At 53.5% G+C, this 22446-nt stretch carries 20 protein-coding genes; 5 read left to right on the top strand and 15 right to left on the bottom strand.

What is annotated here, in order from left to right; genetic code table 11:
- Window position 1 precedes the first annotated feature (1 nt).
- Window positions 2–1432: a two component system sensor histidine kinase QseE/GlrK gene (gene qseE, locus HV477_RS08125; RefSeq protein WP_001670672.1), complete on the bottom strand. Its 1431-nt coding sequence runs from the start codon at window positions 1430–1432 to the stop codon at window positions 2–4.
- 649 nt (window positions 1433–2081) lie between these two features.
- Window positions 2082–5969: a phosphoribosylformylglycinamidine synthase gene (purL, locus tag HV477_RS08120; protein ID WP_079899151.1), complete on the bottom strand. Its 3888-nt coding sequence runs from the start codon at window positions 5967–5969 to the stop codon at window positions 2082–2084.
- A gap of 21 nt (window positions 5970–5990) precedes the next feature.
- Between purL and HV477_RS08115 the strand changes: the two genes are divergently transcribed.
- On the top strand, window positions 5991–6224 hold the full coding sequence (locus HV477_RS08115) for a hypothetical protein (protein ID WP_078060672.1): 234 nt from the start codon (window positions 5991–5993) through the stop codon (window positions 6222–6224).
- Window positions 6225–7769 carry a membrane-bound lytic murein transglycosylase MltF gene (gene mltF, locus HV477_RS08110; protein WP_001650370.1) on the top strand — a complete coding sequence of 515 codons (1545 nt, stop codon included), beginning with the start codon at window positions 6225–6227 and terminating at the stop codon, window positions 7767–7769.
- Window positions 7770–7819: 50 nt separating this feature from the next.
- On the opposite strand, the gene tadA is transcribed toward mltF, so the two are convergent.
- The 4 genes from tadA to murQ are packed head-to-tail and all read right to left on the bottom strand — an operon-like array spanning window position 7820 to window position 11300.
- Window positions 7820–8371 (bottom strand): tRNA adenosine(34) deaminase TadA, encoded by a 552-nt coding sequence (gene tadA / locus HV477_RS08105; RefSeq protein ID WP_001134563.1) that lies wholly within the window; start codon window positions 8369–8371, stop codon window positions 7820–7822.
- A 24-nt stretch (window positions 8372–8395) separates the two neighbouring features.
- A complete protein-coding gene (yfhb, locus tag HV477_RS08100; protein WP_000253558.1) occupies window positions 8396–9031 on the bottom strand; it encodes a phosphatidylglycerophosphatase C in 636 nt (211 codons plus the stop codon).
- A gap of 3 nt (window positions 9032–9034) precedes the next feature.
- Window positions 9035–10396, bottom strand: a complete 1362-nt coding sequence (locus HV477_RS08095) for a PTS transporter subunit EIIC (RefSeq protein WP_000361660.1) — start codon at window positions 10394–10396, stop codon at window positions 9035–9037.
- 10 nt (window positions 10397–10406) lie between these two features.
- Window positions 10407–11300, bottom strand: a complete 894-nt coding sequence (gene murQ / locus HV477_RS08090; RefSeq protein ID WP_001048535.1) for an N-acetylmuramic acid 6-phosphate etherase — start codon at window positions 11298–11300, stop codon at window positions 10407–10409.
- Window positions 11301–11415: 115 nt separating this feature from the next.
- On the opposite strand from murQ, the gene HV477_RS08085 reads away from it, so the two are divergent.
- Window positions 11416–12264, top strand: a complete 849-nt coding sequence (locus HV477_RS08085; protein WP_000995694.1) for a MurR/RpiR family transcriptional regulator — start codon at window positions 11416–11418, stop codon at window positions 12262–12264.
- A gap of 38 nt (window positions 12265–12302) precedes the next feature.
- On the opposite strand, the gene HV477_RS08080 is transcribed toward HV477_RS08085, so the two are convergent.
- Window positions 12303–13220, bottom strand: a complete 918-nt coding sequence (locus tag HV477_RS08080) for an oxidoreductase (RefSeq protein WP_000684036.1) — start codon at window positions 13218–13220, stop codon at window positions 12303–12305.
- Between the two features lie 21 nt (window positions 13221–13241).
- The gene (locus tag HV477_RS08075; protein WP_001276364.1) at window positions 13242–14438 is read right to left on the bottom strand and encodes an OFA family MFS transporter; all 1197 of its coding nucleotides are present in this window, start codon (window positions 14436–14438) and stop codon (window positions 13242–13244) included.
- Between the two features lie 115 nt (window positions 14439–14553).
- Between HV477_RS08075 and HV477_RS08070 the strand changes: the two genes are divergently transcribed.
- The gene (locus HV477_RS08070) at window positions 14554–15480 is read left to right on the top strand and encodes a LysR family transcriptional regulator (protein ID WP_023233486.1); all 927 of its coding nucleotides are present in this window, start codon (window positions 14554–14556) and stop codon (window positions 15478–15480) included.
- A 37-nt stretch (window positions 15481–15517) separates the two neighbouring features.
- Window positions 15518–15778, top strand: a complete 261-nt coding sequence (locus HV477_RS08065; protein ID WP_001196290.1) for a YfhL family 4Fe-4S dicluster ferredoxin — start codon at window positions 15518–15520, stop codon at window positions 15776–15778.
- 111 nt (window positions 15779–15889) lie between these two features.
- On the opposite strand, the gene acpS is transcribed toward HV477_RS08065, so the two are convergent.
- The 7 genes from acpS to lepA form a co-directional block, all read right to left on the bottom strand.
- Entirely contained in the window at window positions 15890–16270 is a 381-nt protein-coding gene (acpS, locus tag HV477_RS08060) for a holo-ACP synthase (protein ID WP_000986041.1), read from the bottom strand.
- Window positions 16270–17001: a pyridoxine 5'-phosphate synthase gene (gene pdxJ, locus HV477_RS08055; RefSeq protein WP_000818964.1), complete on the bottom strand. Its 732-nt coding sequence runs from the start codon at window positions 16999–17001 to the stop codon at window positions 16270–16272. Before pdxJ ends, acpS begins: the two co-directional genes overlap by 1 nt.
- 11 nt (window positions 17002–17012) lie before the next feature.
- Window positions 17013–17741: a DNA repair protein RecO gene (recO, locus tag HV477_RS08050; RefSeq protein ID WP_000399380.1), complete on the bottom strand. Its 729-nt coding sequence runs from the start codon at window positions 17739–17741 to the stop codon at window positions 17013–17015.
- 11 nt (window positions 17742–17752) lie between these two features.
- Window positions 17753–18658 (bottom strand): GTPase Era, encoded by a 906-nt coding sequence (era, locus tag HV477_RS08045; protein WP_000102231.1) that lies wholly within the window; start codon window positions 18656–18658, stop codon window positions 17753–17755.
- Entirely contained in the window at window positions 18655–19335 is a 681-nt protein-coding gene (gene rnc / locus HV477_RS08040) for a ribonuclease III (RefSeq protein ID WP_001068341.1), read from the bottom strand. The genes era and rnc overlap by 4 nt, the downstream gene beginning before the upstream one ends.
- A gap of 273 nt (window positions 19336–19608) precedes the next feature.
- Window positions 19609–20583 (bottom strand): signal peptidase I, encoded by a 975-nt coding sequence (gene lepB / locus HV477_RS08035; protein WP_000002559.1) that lies wholly within the window; start codon window positions 20581–20583, stop codon window positions 19609–19611.
- 16 nt (window positions 20584–20599) lie between these two features.
- Window positions 20600–22399, bottom strand: coding sequence for a translation elongation factor 4 (gene lepA / locus HV477_RS08030; protein WP_000790154.1), 1800 nt, complete (start codon window positions 22397–22399; stop codon window positions 20600–20602).
- Window positions 22400–22446 lie beyond the last annotated feature (47 nt).

The following is a 22446-nucleotide window of genomic DNA, read 5'->3' as shown; positions in this document are numbered from 1 at the left end:
ATTAGTGTTTGTCAGATGCAGGCAGCGGCAGCGAGATGCGAAAACAAACTTCCTGCGCGTTGTCATCCACCAGTTGGATCTCTCCCTGCATTCGACGAATACAATCTCTGGCGATACTCAGCCCTAACCCACTGCCTTTTACCGCCCCTTTTCGCTGGTGGCTTCCCTGGAAAAAAGGCTCAAAAATCATTTCTCTTTCGGTTTGCGGAATCGGTTCGCCGCTATTAACCACATCGATATAAACCGTGGAGCCCTGAGAGCGACTACGGATACAAATGTTACCGGATTCAGCGCCATAGTGCACCGCGTTGGAATAGAGATTATCCAGCACGCTCATCAGCAACATGGGCTCTGCTATGCAGCGTTCGGCCTCCAGGTCGACATCGGTATGCATCATTTTAGCGCGGGCAGGCAAACTGTGGGCGGAAACCACCATATCCACAAGCGGCGCGATATCGACCGCTTCCAGCTCTGTGGCACTGTCTACCAGTTTCCGGTTGTAATCAAGCAATTGCTCAATCAATTTTTGTAAATTACGACTGCTGTCATCCAGAATATCGACCACCTCTTTTTGCTCCGGCGTCAGCGGCCCAACCACCTGATCGGCCAGCAGCTCTGTCCCCTCGCGCATACTGGCCAGCGGGGTTTTCAGCTCATGGGACAAGTGACGTAGAAACTGATGGCGCTGGGATTCCAGCCACGCCAGACGCTCACTCAGCCAGATAATGCGCTGCCCCACCGATCGTAATTCACGCGGACCGGTAAAGGTGACGGTATTCCCTAAAGAACGGCCTTCGCCCAGGCGATTAATCATCCGTTCAATTCCTTTCACCGGCCCGATAATCATGCGGGTAAAAAGTAGCACCATCGCCAGGCTCACCAGAAATAGCACCAGCGCCTGCCAGCCGAAAAATTGTCCGCGCTCGGCGATTTCTTGTTGTAACTGCTGCCCGCGCGAGTAAACCACAGTACGCGTCGCCTGCACCATTTCCGTATTCGCGTTGGCAAAGGCCTCCAGGCGCGCGGCCGCTGCCGCTTCCGGGCCGCTATCTTTACACTGCAATTGCGCCAGCGCGTTTAAATCCTGGCGTAACGCCTGATACAACTTATCATCCGGCAAGACGCCGGCATGGGCGTCCAGCATATCGCTATAGCGCTTACGCTGGCTTTGATACACTTTTGCCAGCGTCGGATCGTCAAGCACGCAATACTGTCGGTAGCTTCGCTCCATCTCCAGCGCGACGTTGGTCATCGCCTCGCTGCGCCGGGCGTCAATAAGCGTGCTGCGGTTAGTCACCGCAGCCTGATCGCTTAACGCGTTAAGGCTTTGCCACGCCTGCCAGGCCAGAACCAGCAACGGCAGCAGGATCAGCAAAAAGGCCAGCATGACCAATTGTCGTAAAGAACGGGGGAAAACAGACCAGCGCTTCAACGTGTCGCTCACATAAAAGAAGAATAAAAAAGATGCTAACCGAGGGAAGCGCCAGATACAACAAAGCCGGGCTAAACCCGGCTTTGTTATGGAATAAGGCGGTGCCTAACTCGACGTTTCGCCCGGAGGTTGATAAAGCTACGCTATTATCAGAAGTTGGACGGCAGGCACCTTGTTGTGCGTCATTCGAAGTTTATGTAGCGCGTCCCTAAGGGGCTGACATAAGAAGGTGAATGAGCCACTGGTTATCATTATGCAGTAATTGTGCCAACATTCAAAAGACTTTGTTAACACAATGATAGATATGAAAAATATCGTTATTCATGCTAAAAATGGCTCTGTCTGTTTTTTGCCCTTTCTGTCGCCAATCAGCAACACCTGCAACACCTAAAAATAAAACAATTTAAAATCAAATAGTTAAATGTCTCTTTTTGGCGACAACCTATCCCCCACTCATGTCGGGATTTCCCGACACTTTAATCTTGCGGCATAAGCACTAGTTTATTGCCGGATGACGGCGTAAACGCCTTATCCGGCCTACCGCTTGACGTTCAAGACGGTAGCTTCAACCGCGCTTCCCCGTGGGCCTGATAAGCGCCGTCTACAAAAAAGCCCCTCGTGAAGAGGGGCTTAATGGCTATCGGGCTAATTAACCAAGCTGCTTACGCGCATTACGGAAGATACGCATCCACGGGCTATCCTCGCCCCAGTTTTCCGGGTGCCAGGAGTTGGCGACGGTGCGGAATACGCGTTCCGGATGCGGCATCATAATCGTCACCCGACCATTTTCGGTCGTCACCGCCGTGATGCCGTTCGGCGAACCGTTCGGGTTAGCCGGATAGGTTTCGGTCACCTTACCAAAGTTATCAACGTAGCGCAGGGCGACCAGGCCTTTGCTCTCAAGCGCGGCAAGATGCGCATCGTCCCGCACCTCAACGCGCCCTTCCCCATGGGAAACCGCAATCGGCATCTGTGAGCCTACCATTCCTTGCAGCAGCAGCGATGGGCTTTGCGTCACTTCTACCAGGCTGAAGCGGGCTTCGAAGCGGTCAGAATGGTTACGTACAAAACGCGGCCACAGTTCGCTGCCCGGGATCAGCTCGCGCAGATTCGACATCATCTGGCAACCGTTGCACACCCCAAGCGCCAGCGTCTGCGGACGATGGAAAAAGGTTTCGAATTCGTCGCGCACCCGATGGTTAAACAGAATGGATTTCGCCCAGCCTTCGCCCGCCCCCAGCACGTCGCCGTAGGAAAAGCCGCCGCAAGCCACCAGCGCATGGAAGTTGCCCAGACCGATACGACCGCCCAGCAGGTCGCTCATATGGACGTCAATCGCGTCAAAGCCCGCACGATGGAACGCCGCCGCCATCTCCACGTGAGAGTTCACCCCCTGCTCGCGCAGTACAGCGACTTTCGGTCGTGCGCCTGTCGCAATGTACGGCGCGGCGATATCTTCATTAATATCAAACGACAGCTTCACGTTGAGGCCCGGATCGGCATCATTCGCTTTCGCCTCGTGTTCCTGGTCAGCACATTGCGGATTGTCGCGCAGACGCTGCATCTGCCAGGTGGTTTCCGCCCACCAGACACGCAGCGTAGTGCGGCTTTCGCTGAATACCGTCTGGTCATTAGCGGTAATCACAAAGCGATCGCCAGCCAGGGCCTGACCAAGGTAGTGGACGCAGTCAGCAAGGCCGTACTGCGCCAACAGCGCTTCGACCGCGTCTCTGTCTTCAGCGCGTACCTGAATCACGCCGCCCAGCTCCTCGTTGAACAGTGCGGCCAGATGGTCATCGCCCAGCGCAGTGATATCGACCTGCACGCCGCAGTGGCCGGCAAAGGCCATCTCGGCCAGCGTCACCAGCAGACCGCCGTCGGAACGGTCGTGCCAGGCCAGTAATTTACGCGCAGCGACCAGCGCCTGCATGGCGTCATAGAAGCCTTTCAGTTGCGCGACGTCACGCACGTCCGCGGGTTTGTCGCCAAGCTGACGATAGACCTGCGCCAGCGCCGTTGCGCCCAGCGCGTTGTGGCCCTTGCCAAGATCGATCAGCAGCAAGGCGTTATCTTCCGTTGACAGCTGCGGCGTAAGGGTGTGACGCACGTCTTCCACGCGGGCAAACGCGGAAATCACCAGCGACAGCGGCGAGGTCATTTCGCGCTGTTCGTTACCTTCCTGCCAGCGGGTTTTCATCGACATCGAATCTTTGCCCACCGGAATCGTCAGGCCAAGCTGCGGACAGAGTTCCTCTCCCACCGCTTTAACCGCGTCATACAAACCGGCATCTTCGCCAGGATGACCGGCTGCCGCCATCCAGTTAGCGGAAAGCTTGATGCGCTTGATATCGCCAATCTGCGTCGCGGCAATGTTAGTCAACGCCTCACCGACGGCCAGACGGGCGGAGGCGGCAAAGTCCAGCAGCGCCACCGGCGCGCGCTCGCCAATCGACATCGCTTCGCCGTAGTAGCTGTCGAGGCTGGCGGTAGTGACCGCGCAGTCAGCTACCGGGACCTGCCACGGGCCAACCATCTGGTCACGCGCCACCATACCGGTGACGGTACGGTCGCCAATAGTGACAAGGAAAGTTTTTTCCGCCACGGTCGGCAGATGCAGAACACGATTTACCGCGTCGGCAATTGTGATATCCGCGCGGCTCAGCGCATCGCCTTTCGCCTTCAATGTTTGCACATCGCGGGTCATTTTCGGCGTTTTGCCCAGCAGGACATCCAGCGGTAGATCGATCGGCTGATTGTCGAAATGGCTATCATGCAACGAGAGATGTTGTTCTTCGGTAGCGTCGCCAATGACCGCATACGGCGCGCGTTCGCGCTTACACAGTTCATCGAACAGCGGCAACTGGTCAGCCGCGACCGCCAGCACATAACGCTCCTGGGATTCGTTACACCAGATTTCCAGCGGGCTCATGCCCGGCTCGTCGCTAAGAATGTCGCGCAGTTCGAATTTCCCGCCGCGCCCGCCGTCGCTCACCAGCTCCGGCATCGCATTGGAGAGACCGCCCGCGCCCACATCATGGATAAACAGGATTGGGTTAGCGTCGCCCAACTGCCAGCAGCGGTCGATCACTTCCTGGCAGCGGCGTTCCATTTCCGGGTTGTCGCGCTGAACAGAGGCAAAATCGAGATCCGCATCAGACTGGCCGGAAGCCATTGACGATGCCGCGCCGCCGCCGAGGCCGATATTCATCGCCGGGCCGCCAAGGACGATCAGCTTCGCGCCGACGACGATCTCGCCTTTCTGCACGTGATCGGCGCGGATATTACCGATCCCGCCCGCCAGCATGATCGGCTTGTGATAGCCGCGCAGCTCTTCGCCATTGTGGCTGTTCACTTTCTCTTCATAAGTACGGAAGTAGCCGGTCAGCGCCGGGCGACCAAATTCGTTGTTAAACGCCGCGCCGCCCAGCGGACCTTCGGTCATGATATCCAGCGCGGTGACAATACGTTCCGGCTTGCCAAAATCCTCTTCCCACGGCTGTTCAAAGCCCGGAATACGCAGGTTGGAAACGGAGAAGCCCACCAGCCCGGCTTTTGGTTTCGCGCCACGCCCGGTGGCGCCTTCATCACGAATTTCGCCGCCGGAACCGGTCGCCGCCCCCGGCCACGGAGAGATAGCGGTTGGGTGGTTATGCGTTTCGACCTTCATCAGAATGTGCGCGGGCTCCTGATGAAAATCGTAACGGCCAGTATTGTGATCGGCGAAGTAGCGCCCCACCGCAGATCCTTCCATCACCGCGGCATTGTCTTTATAGGCAGAGAGCACATAGTCCGGCGTGGTTTCGAAGGTGTTTTTAATCATTTTAAACAGCGACTTCGGCTGCGGTTTACCGTCGATAATCCAGTCGGCGTTAAAAATCTTGTGGCGGCAGTGCTCGGAGTTCGCCTGGGCGAACATGTACAGTTCGATATCGTTCGGGTTGCGCCCCAGTTTGGTAAACGCCTCCTGCAAATAGTCGATTTCATCTTCCGCCAGCGCCAGACCAAGACGCAGGTTGGCGTCAATTAACGCCTGACGGCCTTCTCCCAGCAGATCGACACTGGAAACCGGCGCAGGCTGATGGTGGATAAACAGTTTTTCCGCATCGGTTAAAGAAGAGAACACCGTCTCCATCATACGGTCGTGCAGCTCTGCGGCCACTTGTCGCCACTGTTCCGCCGTCAACGTCGAAGCCTCGATATAGTACGCTACGCCGCGCTCCAGACGATCAACCTGTTGCAGGCCGCAGTTGTGGGCGATATCCGTTGCTTTTGAAGACCAGGGGGAGATGGTACCAGGACGCGGTGTGACCAACAGGAGTTTACCCGCCGGCGTATGGCTGCTAAGCGCCGGGCCGTATTGCAGCAGACGGGTAAGCTGCGCCTGCTCGCTATCATTTAACGGGGCGTTCAGGTCAGCAAAATGGACATACTCAGCGTATATATTGTGGACCTGGAGGTTGGCAGCCTGAAAGCGCGCCAGCAGTTTATTGATACGGAATGCAGACAGTGCAGGCGAACCACGCAGAATTTCCATCATAAGTCTCTCGTCTTCTAAGCTTTGGTGTGCGCAAGGGGGGAAACGGCCGTCATTATAAAGAATCTGACGCGCCGACGAAACCGTTTGCGTAGAAATAAAATCACCGCTTTTTCTTGTCATACGGTGCGGCTATCGTTGCGAATAAGTTGCCAACTGGCGCATTGTTACGCAAAATGCCGCTCATTAATGACTTATCTATTGCAGCAAAACATCATTTTCAGCCTGAGGCAACGCACGATCCAGAGAATTAACTAATTGAAAAAATTAAAGATTAATTATCTGTTCATCGGCATATTGACGCTGCTGCTGGCAGCAGCCCTTTGGCCCTCAATCCCCTGGTTCGGTAAAACCGAAAACCATATCGCCGCGATTCAAGCCCGGGGGATACTGCGCGTCAGTACGATCGACTCGCCATTAACCTATTCCGTTATCAACGGTAAAAAATATGGTCTGGACTATGAACTGGCGCAGCAGTTCGCCAACTATCTCGGCGTGAAGCTGAAAGTGACGGTGCGCCAGAATATCAGCCAGTTGTTTGACGATCTGGATAACGGCAATGCCGACCTGCTCGCGGCTGGGCTGGTCTACGACAGCGCACGCGTTAAAAACTATCAGCCCGGTCCCATGTATTACTCGGTTTCGCAACAGCTCGTCTACCGGGTCGGACAATATCGCCCACGTTCGCTGGCGACCGTTAACGAGAATCAGCTTACCATTGCGCCAGGGCACGTCGTAGTCAATGACTTACAGCGTTTAAAAGAGACAAAGTTTCCCGACCTGAGCTGGAAAGTGGATGATAAAAAAGGCTCGACGACGCTGCTGGAAGAGGTCATCAGCGGCAAACTGGATTACACCATTGCCGATTCAGTGGCGATCAGTCTGTTTCAGCGCGTTCATCCCGAGCTGGCCGTGGCGCTGGATGTCACGGATGAACAGCCCGTGACCTGGTTTAGCCGACTGGACGACGATAATACGCTCTCCGCCGCGCTGCTCGATTTTTTCAATTCGATCAATGAAGACGGGTCGTTGGCGCGGATCGAAGAGAAATATCTGGGGCATGGCGATGATTTCGACTACGTTGATACCCGCTCTTTCCTGCGAGCGGTGGATAACGTCCTGCCGGAGCTGGAGCCGTTATTTAAAAAATATGCCAAAGAGATAGACTGGCGCCTGCTGGCGGCGATTTCTTATCAGGAATCACACTGGGACCCGCTGGCGACCTCGCCAACCGGCGTGCGCGGCCTGATGATGCTGACTAAAAATACCGCCCAAAGTCTGGGGCTGACCGACCGTACCGATGCGGAGCAAAGCATCAGCGGCGGCGCTCGCTATCTTGAAGATATGATGGCTAAAGTTCCCGAAACCGTTCCGGAAGACGAGCGTATCTGGTTTGCCTTAGCCGCCTACAATATGGGTTATGCGCACATGCTCGATGCCAGATCGCTGACGGTAAAAACCAAAGGCAATCCGGATAGCTGGACCGATGTGAAGCAGCGTTTGCCTCTGTTAAGCCAAAAACCGTATTACAGTAAGCTAACCTACGGTTACGCGCGTGGACATGAGGCTTATGCTTATGTGGAAAATATCCGTAAATACCAGATAAGTTTAGTGGGGTATTTGCAGGAAAAAGAAAAGCAGGAAGCGGAAGCCATGAAACTGGCGCAGGATTACCCGGCGGTGTCGCCGGAGGAGCTGAATAAAGCGCCCTTCCCCCTCCTGTCGTTTTTATCGCAGTCATCAGGCTACCTGACGCATTCGCCGTCTTTACTGTTTACGCCGCAGAAGAAAGAAGAAAAATAGCGCGATGGTCTTATCGGATGGCGACGCGCAACGTCTTATCCGGCATTGCGCTATACTGCCGGCCCCGCGCCTTCCGCACGGTCGGCTTTCTTCAGGGCTTTAATTTCCTGACGACGCATACGGAAAAAATCACTGAGCAGCGTCGCACATTCATCGCGCAGCACCCCTTCAATAATGTCGACCCGGTGATTCATTCCCGGATGGTGCAGCACGTCAATTAGCGATCCGGCCGCGCCGGTTTTTGCATCGCGCGCGCCAAAGACAACGCGTCCAATGCGGCTATGCACCATAGCGCCTGCGCACATTACACAGGGCTCCAGCGTGACATACAGCGTGGTATCCAGTAACCGATAATTCTGCAATACCAGGCCGCCCTGACGCAGCGCCATTATTTCAGCATGCGCAGTAGGATCGTGGCGGCCAATGGGTCGGTTCCAGCCTTCGCCAATGACGCGATGGTTATGCACCAATACCGCGCCAACCGGAACCTCGCGTTCGTCCCAGGCGCGTTTCGCCAGCGTCAGCGCGTGGCGCATCCAGTATTCGTGATCTAATTCGACATCAGACAAAGAGGTAACTCCGGTAATGAAAGCGGGCGGCATTATACACAGACGCTATGCGTTTCACTATTCGAGCTGCTGCAACTCGCCGTGCGGCGTCACCCGCCAGCGATGCTGGCAAAAATAAAGCAGCGGGTTATCCTGTTTGCTGTCGCTGTAGCCGCTATAAAGACGCAACGGCGTACCGATTTTACGTTCCAGTTGCGCGACTTTTTCATGGCCCAGGCAGCGCACGGTTAATACCCAGCCGCCATACCGTCGCGCCATCTGGCTGGCGATAAGGTTAACGCGCGGCAGCCACGGCGTATCAAAATAGACTTGCTCTACCAATGATTGTGGAGAACCGGTAATAAGCCAGATATCCGCGTCAGAGCTCAATAGATAGGTGGTCAGACGCTCCTGTACAACCGGAAACGCCGTGACGTTAGCGCGAAACCAACGGACAAAATCCGCCTGATGCGCCTGCAAACGCGTTTCGCTATGGCCAAAAGTACAGCCCCACAACAACAGACTCATCGGCCAGCGGGCCGCACGCCCTTTTACCAGTAAACCGATACCGATAATGGGTAACAACGGCAGTACGAGCAGCGCATTTAGCGGCTGACGGCGCAGCAAATAACGCAGAAAACTGCCGAACATATCCTGTTGATGTAACGTTCCATCCAAATCAAAAAAGACGACACGACGCTCGTGGCTGACCAAACCTTACTCCTCTGGATCATTGAACCCCAGCAGCCAGGTAAAAATAAACCCGGCAATTACCGCTATTAAATAGCCTAACAGATAGAACAGGACTTTTCCGGCAACAATTGTTAATGCCAGCGGCAAACCGGAAATACCAAAGGTAATTACCGTCGCCACTTTCCAGTAGCTGATCAACGCCCCGCCTACCGCGCCGCCGAGGCAAGCGCCAATAAATGGCTTACCCAATGGCAGCGTGACGCCAAAAATCAGCGGCTCGCCAATCCCCAGCAGTCCGACAGGAAGCGCGCCTTTAATCACCTTTTTGAGTCGCGCATTGCGGGTTTTCATCAGTACGGCAATGGCCGCGCCTATCTGACCAACGCCCGCCATCGCCAGGATGGGAAACAGCGCGTTATAGCCGTGCGCTTGCACCAGCTCCACATGAATAGGCACCAGCCCCTGATGCAGCCCGGTCAGTACCAACGGCAGGAAGGTTCCGGCTAACACCGCGCCCACCAGAAAACCGCCGCGATCGATAGCCCAGGACGCGCCGTGAGCGATAGCGTCTGAAATCCAGCCGCCAAGCGGTTGCAGAGCGACAATCGCTACCGCGCCGGTGATAACAGTCGTCAATAAAGGGTTAAGAATTAACTCTAGCGACCCCGGCAGCAGCTTACGGAACTGGCGCTCAATCCAGCACATTAACGCTACCACCAGCAGGACGGCGATGACGCCGCCCCGTCCCGGCTGAAGCGCCTCGCCAAAGAGCGTAATCTGCGCCAGTTGCGGGCTGGAAAGGATCCCTGCCATCACGCCGCCTAACGCCTGCGATCCGCCAAAGACTTTCGCGGTATTGACGCCAACCAGAATGTTCATGATAGCGAACACCGCGCTACCAAATATCCCCATCAGGCCCAGCAGGTTAGGATAGTGGACGGCAACATCGCCAACGATATCCGGACGTTTAAGAATGTTGATAATGCCGGTAATCAAGCCGGATGCGATAAAGGCGGGGATAAGCGGAATAAAAACATTCGCCAGCTTACGCAAAGCATCGCTCATCGGCGCTTTATACTTCGCTTTCGCCTCGGATTTGGTACGCGCCATAGCGTCGTCCGGCTTTACACCACCTGCGGCAATCTGCACGCGCATCGCATCAACCACCTGCGCAGCCTTCCCCGGCCCAACGATCAGCTGATGTTGCTCCCCTTGCTTTACGTATCCACTAACGCCAGGCAACGCTTTTAAGCGCGGAATATCCAGTTGGCTGTCGTCCTGTACCTCCACTCTGACTCGCGTCATACAGTTTTCCAGGCGCAGAATATTTTGCTCTCCGCCGATACCACGTAAAATGTCGCTGGCGAGCGCTGCCGTCTTATCCATACACACCTCTTTAGTGTTCTAACGCCGCCCTTAAAAAGCCCTGATGAGCAGCGAGTTTTTCCCTGGCGGCTGCAGCATCCAGCCCCGTAAGCGCCATCAAAATGGCGGGCTTAACCTCAAAATCGGTCTGTTTCAGCAACGTTTCCGCCTCTTCACGACCTATCCCGGTCGCTTCAACGACCATCCGACACGCGCGATCGACCAGTTTGACGTTGGTGGCTTTCATATCCACCATCAGGTTTTGATAGACCTTGCCGAACTTCACCATCGCGCCGGTAGAAATCATATTGAGCACCATTTTCTGCGCGGTGCCGGATTTCAGCCGCGTGGAGCCGGTAAGCGCTTCCGGCCCGACAACGGGCGAAATAGCGATATTAGCCTCCCGCGCAATAGGCGAATCTGGATTACAGGAGACGGCAACAGTGGTACAACCGGACTGTCGCGCATAGCGCAGGCCGCCAATCACATAGGGTGTACGACCCGACGCCGCGAGCCCCACGACCAGATCCTGTTCTTGCAGATTTAGTGCGACAAGATCGTCTTCGCCTGCCTGTTGGCTGTCTTCCGCGCCTTCGACCGCTTTCAACAACGCGCCCGGCCCGCCGGCAATCAGTCCGACGACCAGACCGTGCGGAACGCCAAACGTCGGGGGGCATTCTGAGGCATCCAGTACGCCAAGCCGACCACTGGTGCCCGCGCCCATATAGATGATACGTCCGCCAGACTTCAGCGCCGCCGCAGCGGCATCCACCGCACGCGCAACGTCAGGCAGAGTGGCTTTTACCGCTTCCGCTACCCGCGTATCCTGTTCATTAAAACGCTTAACTAATTCAGGAGTAGGCAACGCATCCAGATCCATCGTTTGCGGGTTACGGGTTTCAGACACTAAGGTACCAAGATTCATTTTTGTCCCTCTGGAATTTTTAATTCATAATAAGCGTCCATGATGGAATAGAATATTCCCCCAGGCGAGTGAAATTTCGTTTTGTCGTCGCCATCACGTTTCGCAGGAGCTGCCCATGAACTGTTTGATTCGTATTCGCCAGCGTTATCCGGATCTCGCGCAAAGCGACAGGAAACTGGCGGATTATCTGCTCGCGCAACCGGATACGGCGCGACATCTGAGCTCGCAGCAACTGGCGGCCGAAGCGGGCGTCAGCCAATCCAGCGTAGTCAAGTTCGCGCAAAAACTGGGGTTTAAAGGGTTTCCGGCGTTGAAACTGGCTATCAGCGAAGCGTTGGCCAGCAATCCTAATCCGCATTCCGTTCCCGTTCATAACCAGATTCGCGGCGACGATCCGATGCGCCTGGTCGGGGAAAAATTAATTAAAGAGAATGTGGCGGCGATGCACGCCACGCTGGACGTTAACAGTGAAGAAAAGCTGTTAGAAAGCGTCACGATGCTGCGCCACGCCCGCCGTATTGTGATCACCGGGATTGGCGCCTCTGGGCTGGTGGCGCAAAATTTTGCCTGGAAGCTACTGAAGATTGGCATTAACGCGGTGGTTGAGCGCGATATGCACGCCCTGCTGGCGACGGTGCAGGCGCTGGCGCCGGAGGATCTGCTGCTGGCGATCTCTTATTCCGGGGAGCGGCGCGAGCTGAACCTGGCGGCGGACGAAACATTACGCGCAGGCGCGAAAATCCTGGCCATTACCGGTTTTTCTCCCAACGCCTTGCAGCAGCGCGCCACCCGCTGTCTGTATACGATTGCTGAAGAGCAGGCGACGCGCAGCGCCGCTATCTCCTCGACACATGCGCAAATGATGTTGACCGACTTACTGTTTATGGCGCTGGTACAACAGGATTTAGAGCGGGCGCCGGAGCGTATTCGCCATAGCGAGGCGCTGGTAAAAAAACTGGTTTGAAAATGGCTCTTCCGCCTCATGCAGAAGAGCCATCAAGTTTATTGCGCTTCTTTAGCGTGAATCAATTGCGTCAGGAGTGTGTTAACCGGTACGGCAATATTGTTCTGAGCGCCGATTCGCGCAATCGCACCATTTAAATAGTCGATTTCAGTCAGTCGGCCTTTATGTAAATCCTGATGCATAGAAGGATAGTGGTGGCCGCTCTCACGCGGATCGAACACTTTCTTCACCGTATTCATCACCATTTGCTCAGTCAACGGAATATTCTGGCTGGCAGCAACCAATACAAACTCATCAACTACCGCTTGCGCTAAATCTAAAGCACCAGGCCGCTGACCAAATCCGCCGACATTACAATCCAGTAGCGCGCAATAGGTGTTCATTACGCTATTAAAGGCTGCTTTCTTCCAGATCGATAATAATACGTCAGGGCTTATTTCAGCATTCAATCCCGCGCTATTAAGGGTGGCAATGACCTTAGCCTCTTGAGCCGAATCCTGGCTGGCAATCGGCTGCAGTTCAATCGTTCCGGTACCGGTGGCCATAATATGCCCAGCCCCCTCCAGTTCGCTGGACCATAACGTCACACCCGCATAGATTTTCTGCCGATCGACATATTTCTCCAGCGTTTCGATATTTCCCAAGCCGTTAGATAAAATCATCACGACCTTCGCGGCTGGCAGTAATGGCTTGATACGCTGTAACATGCTATCCAGCTGCATGGCTTTGGTAAACAGAATAACCAGCTCAAACTCCCCCTGGGATTCATCGGCCAACATAGCAGGGATGGGGTAATACTTCTGAGTCGTTTCCGTTTCGACAAACAACCCCTTGCTACGAATAGCGTCGACATGCTCCTGCCAGCTATCGATAAGCGTCACGTCGTGCCCGGCCTCCAGCAGCATATAGCCAAAACGACATCCCATAGCGCCTGCACCTGCGATTGCAATTTTCATTTTTATTTCCTTATTATCTGATTAATGAATTTTGGCTAAAACCGTTGCGACATATTTTTTCGTTATCAGGGTCAACACGACTCCAATAAGCAATAGCACCGTTGTCAAAATAAATACTGTATTGTAGCTTCCGGTATATTTTGCAATGGCGGACGTGACGTAAGGAGCAATAACCGCACCGACGGCAAAACCAAAATACATAAAGCCGTAGTTTAGTCCCTGGTTGCGCATGCCAAAATTCTGGCTGGTCAAGCCAGGGAAGATAACTAATATACCGGCATAAGCAAAGCCCACGCCCAGAGCGCTGAAATAAAATACCGAAGTATTGCCATTGAAGAAAAATAACAGCAGCATACACAAGCAAGTAAAGAGGTAAACAATAACCAGCGTATTATAGCCGCCTAATTTATCGGTTAACCCTCCCCAGAACAGACGACCAATTGAGTTAAATATCGAGACCAGGCTAACGACTAATGCACCGGACAGTAAACCGTACTGCGTCATACCAATTTGCGCAGAGCTTGAGCTAATTACCATCCCAGAGAACACGCCCAGCGCCAGAATCATAAACAGCAGCCAGAAGCGCAAATCTTTCAGCATGTGCCGATAGTCTTTATCCAGTGGCGACGCTTTAATTCCTCCGCTATCTTTTGCTGGCGCGCTACGAATAAAGAACTGGACGATAAAAATAACCACCAGATAAACAATACCAAGATATAACAACGCCCGACTAACATCATGAGTTTGCGCCATAAAATATTCGGCCAGGCGGGTGCAAAGTAGCGTCCCGACGCCAACACCCGCCAGTACGATACCGCTGGCAAGACCGCGACGGTCAGGGAAAAATTTCAGAATATTATTAAGATTACCCGTAAAAGCCAGGCCCGATCCCAACCCGGCAATGACGCCGTAGGTTAAAAACAGCATGGGCAAATTATCCACAAACCCGGACAAGATAAAACCTAAAGAAAACAGGATACCGCCGATAACTATCGCCTGCTTTCCTTTACCATTGTCGATCATTCTCCCGCCCCAAATCATCGGTAAAGGAATGATCCCCATGTTGATAGAGAATGCTAACGCCAGCGTAGCCGGATCCCAGTGATATTGCGCCATGAGTGGTGTTTTGAAATAGCTAAATGCGTAAACGCCCCCGAGCACAAAATTGATGCACACGTGAGCGGCAAGCATTCCCCAGCGGTTGATTGATGCCGACATAATTTTCCCTTTTTAAAATGCACTGATCACAGTTTAAAAAAAGCAAAATAGGCAAACAATTTGGTATTTTTTATAATCGTTATAACAAAACCCAATCGATTGGCATTAAATTTTAATGAATATCAAACAACTACACTCCTTCCTGATATTGTGTGATGAATTACATTATGGTCGGGCGGCCAGTCGCCTGTTTATCACTCAGCCATCATTAAGTCAGCAAATCAAACAACTTGAGTCATCACTTAAAACAATATTATTTAAGCGAAAAGGCAGAGGAATTAAATTAACAAAAGCAGGCATTATTTTGCAACGACACGCTAACAAAATAATGCTGGATTTAAAAAATGCCGAAAATGAACTTCTTCCCTATCAGGATCAACAGCGCGATACTATTTCAATCGGGGTGTCAGGCAGCTACCTGGTTCTGCCCGCTTTTCGCAGCTTTATGGCGCACCATCCGGAAATATCTTTAAATGTTAAAGAGTTCTCAACTGAGCAAACCATTAAAAAGCTGACGGATAGCGTCGTTGATATTGGCATTGTTTATCGAACAGCGCTCCCTGCCCAGCTAAGCTCGACCATGCTGTTTGAAGATGAAATTATCGCTGCAATCCCACTTTCTCATCCTCTGGCGACACGCGAACGTCTGCATCTAAAAGATTTAAACGACCAGCCCATTATCGTACTTAATGACTCTCTGCTATTAAGGGGGATCATCACCACTGAATTTAATAACCGCAAAGTCGTCCCTAACGTCATCTGCGAACTGGATAACCACTACTCATGCCTTGAGTATGCCGAAGCGCAGATTGGCATCGCATTTATTACCCGCTCGCTAACCCATTTATCGACACCCAAAAATGTTCGCCTGGTTTCACTGGGCATCCCCGCATTCTTTATTCCTGTCATGCTGGTGCACAGTAATGACCTTTCACTGGATAACGCAACCATCTGCCTGCTCAAGCAGATCAAAAATTTTTACACGGTAGATAACAAATCAGCGCCAGAAAAGAGCTGGCCCGAGCAGAAAATAGGCGTATAATGCCCGCCCGATTTATGTTGTTTCTGAGAATTTCCTGATGGCGCTGTTAATCACCAAAAAATGTATCAACTGCGATATGTGCGAGCCAGAGTGCCCGAATGAGGCGATTTCAATGGGCGACAGCATTTATGAAATTAACAGCGATAAATGCACCGAGTGTGTAGGCCATTACGAAACGCCGACCTGTCAGAAAGTCTGCCCGATCCCCAATACGATTTTGCAGGATCCCGCCCATGTCGAAAGCGAAGAACAGTTGTGGGATAAGTTTGTTCTGATGCATCACGCAGATAAACTGTAAGCGGGTTAACGCACTTCCAACGCAACAATGCCTGATGGCGCTATGCTTATCAGGCCGACAATATATCGGCCTGTAGGTCAGATAACGTGTTTACGCCGCCATCCGGCAAATCTAACTCTCCAGAATGACCGTAGCGCAGGCGTAATGGCGTTCATCGGCCAACGTGACATGCATGTGCGCCACACCGAGTTTTTCCGCCAGCGTTAACGCCTCGCCCCACAGCCGCAAACGTGGTTTTCCCAGCTCATCGTTAAACACTTCGAACTGATTAAACGCCAGACCGTTGCGGATGCCGGTGCCAAAAGCTTTCGCTGCCGCCTCTTTGACCGCAAAACGCTTGGCGAGAAAACGCACCGGCTGCTGATGCGACTCCCAGATAGCCCACTCGTTGTCACTGAGCACACGCCTTGCCAGACGTTCGCCGGAACGGGAGATCACTGCCTCAATGCGGGCAATCTCTACAATGTCCGTTCCCAGGCCGAGAATCGCCATTAGCCGCGCGCTTCCAGCATCAAACGTTTCATTTCAGCCACCGCCTCTTTCAGCCCCGTCATCACCGCCCGACCAATAATGGCATGACCGATATTGAGCTCGTGCATTTCCGGCAGCGCGGCAATAGCTTTGACGTTATGGTAGGTCAGGCCATGACCCGCATTTACTTTTAGCCCCAGACGGGCCGCCAGGGTCGCGGCGCTGGCAATACGCGCCAGCTCTTTTGCCTGTTCCGCATCGGTTTCCGCGTTGGCGTAGCAGCCGGTATGGATTTCGATAAACGGCGCGCCGACTTCCGCCGCCGCGTTGATTTGCGCTTCATCGGCATCGATAAAGAGCGAAACCTGGATGCCAGCCGCCGCCAGGCGCGCACAGGCATCACGCATTTTATCGCGCTGTCCGGCCACATCCAGGCCGCCTTCGGTGGTGACTTCCTGGCGTTTTTCCGGCACCAGACAACAGAAATGCGGCCTGGTTTCTACGGCGATCGCCAGCATCTCTTCGGTCACCGCCATCTCCAGATTCATACGCGTATGCAGCGTCTGACGCAGAATGCGCACATCGCGATCGGTAATGTGGCGACGATCTTCGCGCAGGTGTACGGTAATGCCGTCCGCGCCTGCCTGTTCAGCAATAAACGCCGCCTGTACCGGATCCGGATAGTCGGTGCCGCGCGCATTACGTAACGTGGCAATGTGGTCAATATTGACGCCTAACAGTAATTCAGCCATGACAATCCTCGTTAATCTTTCTTCGTTTTTACTGTGCGTTTGGGCATAAATTGCCGGAACAGCTCCCGGCTTTTTAACGGTTTTCCCCCAAGATACGGCTTTAATGCCATACGGGTAAAGCGTTTAGCGGCACGCAGGGTATCTACATCCGGAAATTCCCGCGCCTCCAGCGCTTTCAGGTGCCGTCCGGTAAAGGTGTTGTTATCGATGACGACGCTGGCGAAAAAACCTTTTTCTTCGCGGTAACGGTAGGTCATGGTGTCATCCACCCGTTCGCCGCTGCCTGCACAGTGGGTGAAATTGACGCCATACCCCAGATGCCCCAGCAACGCCAGTTCGAAACGTCGCAACGCCGGTTCAGGCGAGCCGGTGGTTCCCGCCAGCGCCTGAATACAGTTCAGATAATCAAAAAAGAGTTCGGAGAAGCGCGTTTCATATTCCAGTACGCGAGAGAGGAGTTCGTTGATGTACAGGCCGCTATAGAGCGTAATACCGCTTAACGGCAGCGCCAGAGAAACTGCCTCGGCGCTGCGCAGGGTTTTCACCTCGCCGCGTCCGCTGTAGCGTAGCAATAACGGCGTAAAAGGCTGTAACGCGCCTTTCAGATTGGAACGTTTAGATCGCGCGCCTTTGGCGACAAGGCGCACGCGCCCCGATTCTTCCGTGAAGACGTCCAGCATCAGGCTGGTTTCGCTCCAGGGGCGACTGTGCAGGACAAATGCGCGCTGCCACCCTTCCACGCTGTGTTAACTCACAGATCGTCTACGTAACCGAGACTGCGCAGAGCGCGTTCGTCATCGGCCCAGCCGGATTTCACTTTCACCCACAGTTCCAGGTGTACCGGCGCTTCAAACATCTCCTGCATGTCTTTACGCGCTTCAATACCAATGGTTTTGATTTTGGCGCCTTTGTTGCCAATCACCATCTTCTTCTGCCCTTCGCGCTCGACGAGGATCAGCCCGTTGATATCATAGCCGCCGCGTTCGTTGGTAACAAAACGTTCAATCTCAACGGTAACGGAATACGGCAGCTCGGCGCCGAGAAAACGCATCAGCTTTTCACGAATGATTTCAGACGCCATAAAGCGCTGAGAGCGATCGGTGATATAATCTTCCGGGAAGTGGTGAATCGCTTCCGGTAAATGTTTACGCACGATACTGGCAATGGTATCGACGTTCATACCCGTTTCAGCAGAGATGGGTACGATATCAAGAAAGTTCATCTGGCTTGCCAGGAACTGGAGGTGCGGCAGCAAATCGGCTTTTTCCTGCACGTTATCCACCTTGTTAACGGCGAGAATAACCGGCGCTTTGCCATCGCGCAGTTTGTTCAGGACCATTTCGTCGTCCGGCGTCCAACGGGTGCCTTCTACAACGAAAATCACCAGCTCAACGTCGCCAATCGAACTGCTCGCCGCCTTATTCATCAAACGGTTAATGGCGCGCTTTTCTTCCATATGCAGTCCCGGGGTATCGACATAGATTGCCTGATACGGGCCTTCGGTATGAATACCGACAATGCGGTGGCGCGTGGTCTGCGCTTTACGGGAAGTGATCGAAATCTTCTGCCCGAGCAGTTTGTTCAGCAAGGTGGATTTGCCAACGTTCGGACGTCCGACGATGGCAATAAATCCGCAGTAAGTTTTGTCGGTGCTCATTCCAACTCCAGTTTTTTCAGCGCCTGTTCGGCGGCAGCCTGCTCCGCCTTACGACGGCTGGAACCCGTGCCAACCACCGGTTCGCTCAGGCCGCTGACCTGGCAGTGGATAGTAAATTCCTGATCGTGCGCCTCGCCGCGTACCTGCACAACCAGGTAAGATGGCAGCGGCAGATGGCGACCCTGCAAATATTCCTGCAAGCGCGTTTTAGGATCTTTTTGTTTATCGCCCGGACTTATCTCATCCAGACGGGTTTTATACCAGTTAAGGATTAACTGCTCGACGGTCTGGATATTGCTATCGAGAAATACTCCGCCGATTAACGCTTCCACGGTGTCCGCCAGAATGGACTCTCGGCGGAATCCGCCGCTTTTTAATTCGCCCGGCCCTAAACGCAGGCACTCGCCTAAATCAAATTCACGGGCTAATTCCGCCAGCGTATTACCACGTACCAACGTGGCGCGCATACGGCTCATATCTCCCTCATCCACCCGTGGAAAACGGTGATAAAGCGCGTTAGCGATAACGAAGCTCAGGATTGAATCGCCTAAAAATTCCAGGCGTTCGTTATGTTTACTGCTGGCGCTGCGGTGAGTTAATGCCTGCTGCAACAGCTCCTGATGATTAAAAGTGTAGCCCAGCTTCCGTTGAAGCCGATTAATTACGATGGGGTTCATGCGATACCAATAAATGAATGCGTCAACAATCCAGCACACGAAACAGACCTGATACACGTCATCTGTCCTGCCGCATCGCTGCAGCGGAAAGAAGGTTGTCTATAACCAACGCTGTTTCGTGTGCCGTGGCGACCAAACGGCGCCAACCTAAAACTTCGGGGGAATATTCTATACACAACGACAGGGGATGTCGTTAGTCTGAGGGAATTTATCCAGGAAATAATTCACGCTGCCGCTAAAAAGACGGCAGCGTGAACGATCATCTCGTCACAGTTAGTGAATACCGCCGATACGACTCAGGCGTACGCCTGTCGGCCACTCCCCTTCCTGCTTGTCAAAGCTCATCCAGATAGCGACCGCTTTACCGACCAGATTCGCTTCCGGAACAAATCCCCAGTAACGGCTATCCGCGCTGTTATCGCGGTTGTCGCCCATCATGAAATATTGTCCCGGCGGTACAACCCAGGTCGCCAGCGGTTGTCCTGGCTGTTGGTAATACATGCCCAACTGATCCTGGGCTATCGGCACCATCAGGATGCGGTGGGTTACATCGCCTAACGTCTCTTTACGTTCGGTCAGGCGAATGCCGTTTTCTTTTGTCTCGTTTAGCGGAACTTCAAAGAAACCGCTGGTCGCTTCTCCGCCGTTACGGCGGGCAAAGGTCTGTACAAAATCGCTCGGCTCAACGTTAGAGTAGGTAACCGGCAGCGCATTTTCGCACGCCTGACCGGAGCTACAGCCAGGCTGAATCGTCACCTCTTTCGCAACCGGATCATAAGTGATTTTATCGCCCGGCAAACCGACGGCGCGTTTGATGTAATCTAACTTAGGATCTTCCGGATATTTAAATACCACAATATCCCCGCGCTTTGGATGACCGGTCTCAATCAGGGTTTTCTGGTAGATCGGATCTTTAATGCCGTAGGCAAATTTTTCCACCAGAATAAAATCGCCGATAAGCAGTGTCGGCATCATTGAGCCTGACGGGATCTGAAAGGGTTCATAAAGAAATGAACGAACGATCAGAACGATCGCCAGAACCGGGAAAACCGACGCCCCGGTCTCCAGCCAGCCTGGCTTAGGCGCCACTTTATTGAGCGTAGCGTTATCCAGCGCATCTCCCGACGCCGTTTGCGCGGCAGCCTGGCGCGCCCGACGTTTTGGCGCGAAAACAAACTTATCAACGCACCATAAAATGCCCGTCACCAGTGTGGCTATCACCAGAATCAGGGCAAACATGTTCGCCATGCCAACTCCTTAGGGATTATTTATTGTCTTTACCGACATGCAGAATGGCGAGGAACGCTTCCTGGGGCAGCTCGACGTTACCGATCTGCTTCATGCGTTTCTTACCTTCTTTCTGTTTCTGCAGCAGTTTTTTCTTACGACTGATATCGCCGCCGTAGCACTTCGCCAGCACGTTTTTACGTAACTGTTTTACCGTCGAACGGGCAATAATATGCGTACCAATCGCCGCCTGAATCGCGATATCAAACTGCTGGCGTGGAATCAAATCTTTCATCTTCTCCACCAGCTCGCGACCACGGCTTTGCGAGTTATCACGGTGCGTGATCAGCGCCAGCGCATCGACACGCTCGTTGTTGATTAACACATCAACACGCACCATATCGGAAGCCTGGAAGCGCTTGAAGTTATAATCCAGAGACGCATAGCCGCGCGACGTTGATTTCAGACGGTCAAAGAAGTCGAGCACCACTTCCGCCATCGGGATTTCATAGGTCAACGCGACCTGGTTACCGTGATACACCATGTTAGTTTGTACGCCGCGTTTCTCAATACACAGCGTAATAACGTTACCTAAATAGGCTTGTGGTAACAGCATATGACACTCGGCGATAGGCTCGCGCAGTTCATAAATGTTATTCAACGGCGGCAGCTTGGAGGGGCTATCAACATAGATAGTCTCTTTCGCCGTTGTTTCTACTTCATACACCACGGTCGGCGCAGTGGTGATCAGATCCAGATCGTATTCGCGTTCCAGACGCTCCTGAATGATCTCCATGTGCAACAGGCCGAGGAAGCCGCAGCGGAAGCCAAAGCCCAGCGCCGAGGAGCTTTCCGGTTCATAAAACAGTGAGGCATCATTCAGGCTCAGCTTGCCGAGCGCGTCGCGGAAACTTTCATAATCGTCGGAGCTGACCGGGAACAGACCTGCATAGACCTGCGGTTTCACCTTCTTAAAGCCCGGCAACGCTTTTTCCGCTGGGTTACGCGCTGAGGTTAAAGTATCGCCAACCGGCGCGCCGAGGATATCTTTAATGGCGCAGACCAGCCAGCCTACTTCGCCGCACTTCAGCTCGGTACGATCAACCTGTTTCGGCGTGAAGATCCCCAGGCGGTCAGCGTTGTAGGTCTGCCCGGTGCTCATCACTTTAATTTTGTCGCCTTTACGCATGGTGCCGTTTTTAATACGCACCAGCGATACCACGCCCAGGTAGTTATCGAACCAGGAGTCAATAATCAGCGCCTGCAGCGGGCCGTCCGGATCGCCTTGCGGCGGCGGGATATCGCGCACCAGGCGTTCCAGAACATCCGTCACGCCGACACCCGTTTTGGCGGAGCAGCGTACCGCGTCCGTCGCATCGATACCGACAATGTCTTCGATTTCTTCCGCCACACGCTCCGGATCGGCGGCCGGCAGGTCAATCTTGTTAAGCACCGGCACCACTTCAAGATCCATTTCCATCGCGGTGTAGCAGTTCGCCAACGTTTGCGCTTCTACGCCCTGGCCGGCATCCACCACCAGCAGCGCGCCCTCGCAGGCGGCTAACGAACGGGAAACTTCATAGGAAAAGTCAACGTGTCCCGGCGTGTCGATAAAGTTCAGTTGATAAGTTTCACCATCAGACGCTTTAAAATCCAGCGTCACACTCTGGGCTTTAATAGTAATGCCGCGCTCACGCTCAAGATCCATCGAATCAAGTACCTGAGCTTCCATTTCACGGTCAGACAGGCCACCGCAGATTTGGATAATACGGTCAGACAGCGTCGATTTACCGTGGTCAATGTGAGCAATGATCGAAAAGTTACGTATGTTCTTCATAGAGATAAATTATTATGCCTTACGCCTGGTTGACCAGACTTTAGAGG

This window comes from Salmonella sp. SG203 (assembly GCF_013350575.1).
Lineage (GTDB): Bacteria > Pseudomonadota > Gammaproteobacteria > Enterobacterales > Enterobacteriaceae > Salmonella > Salmonella enterica.
This window is presented reverse-complemented; position numbering and strand designations above follow the sequence as displayed.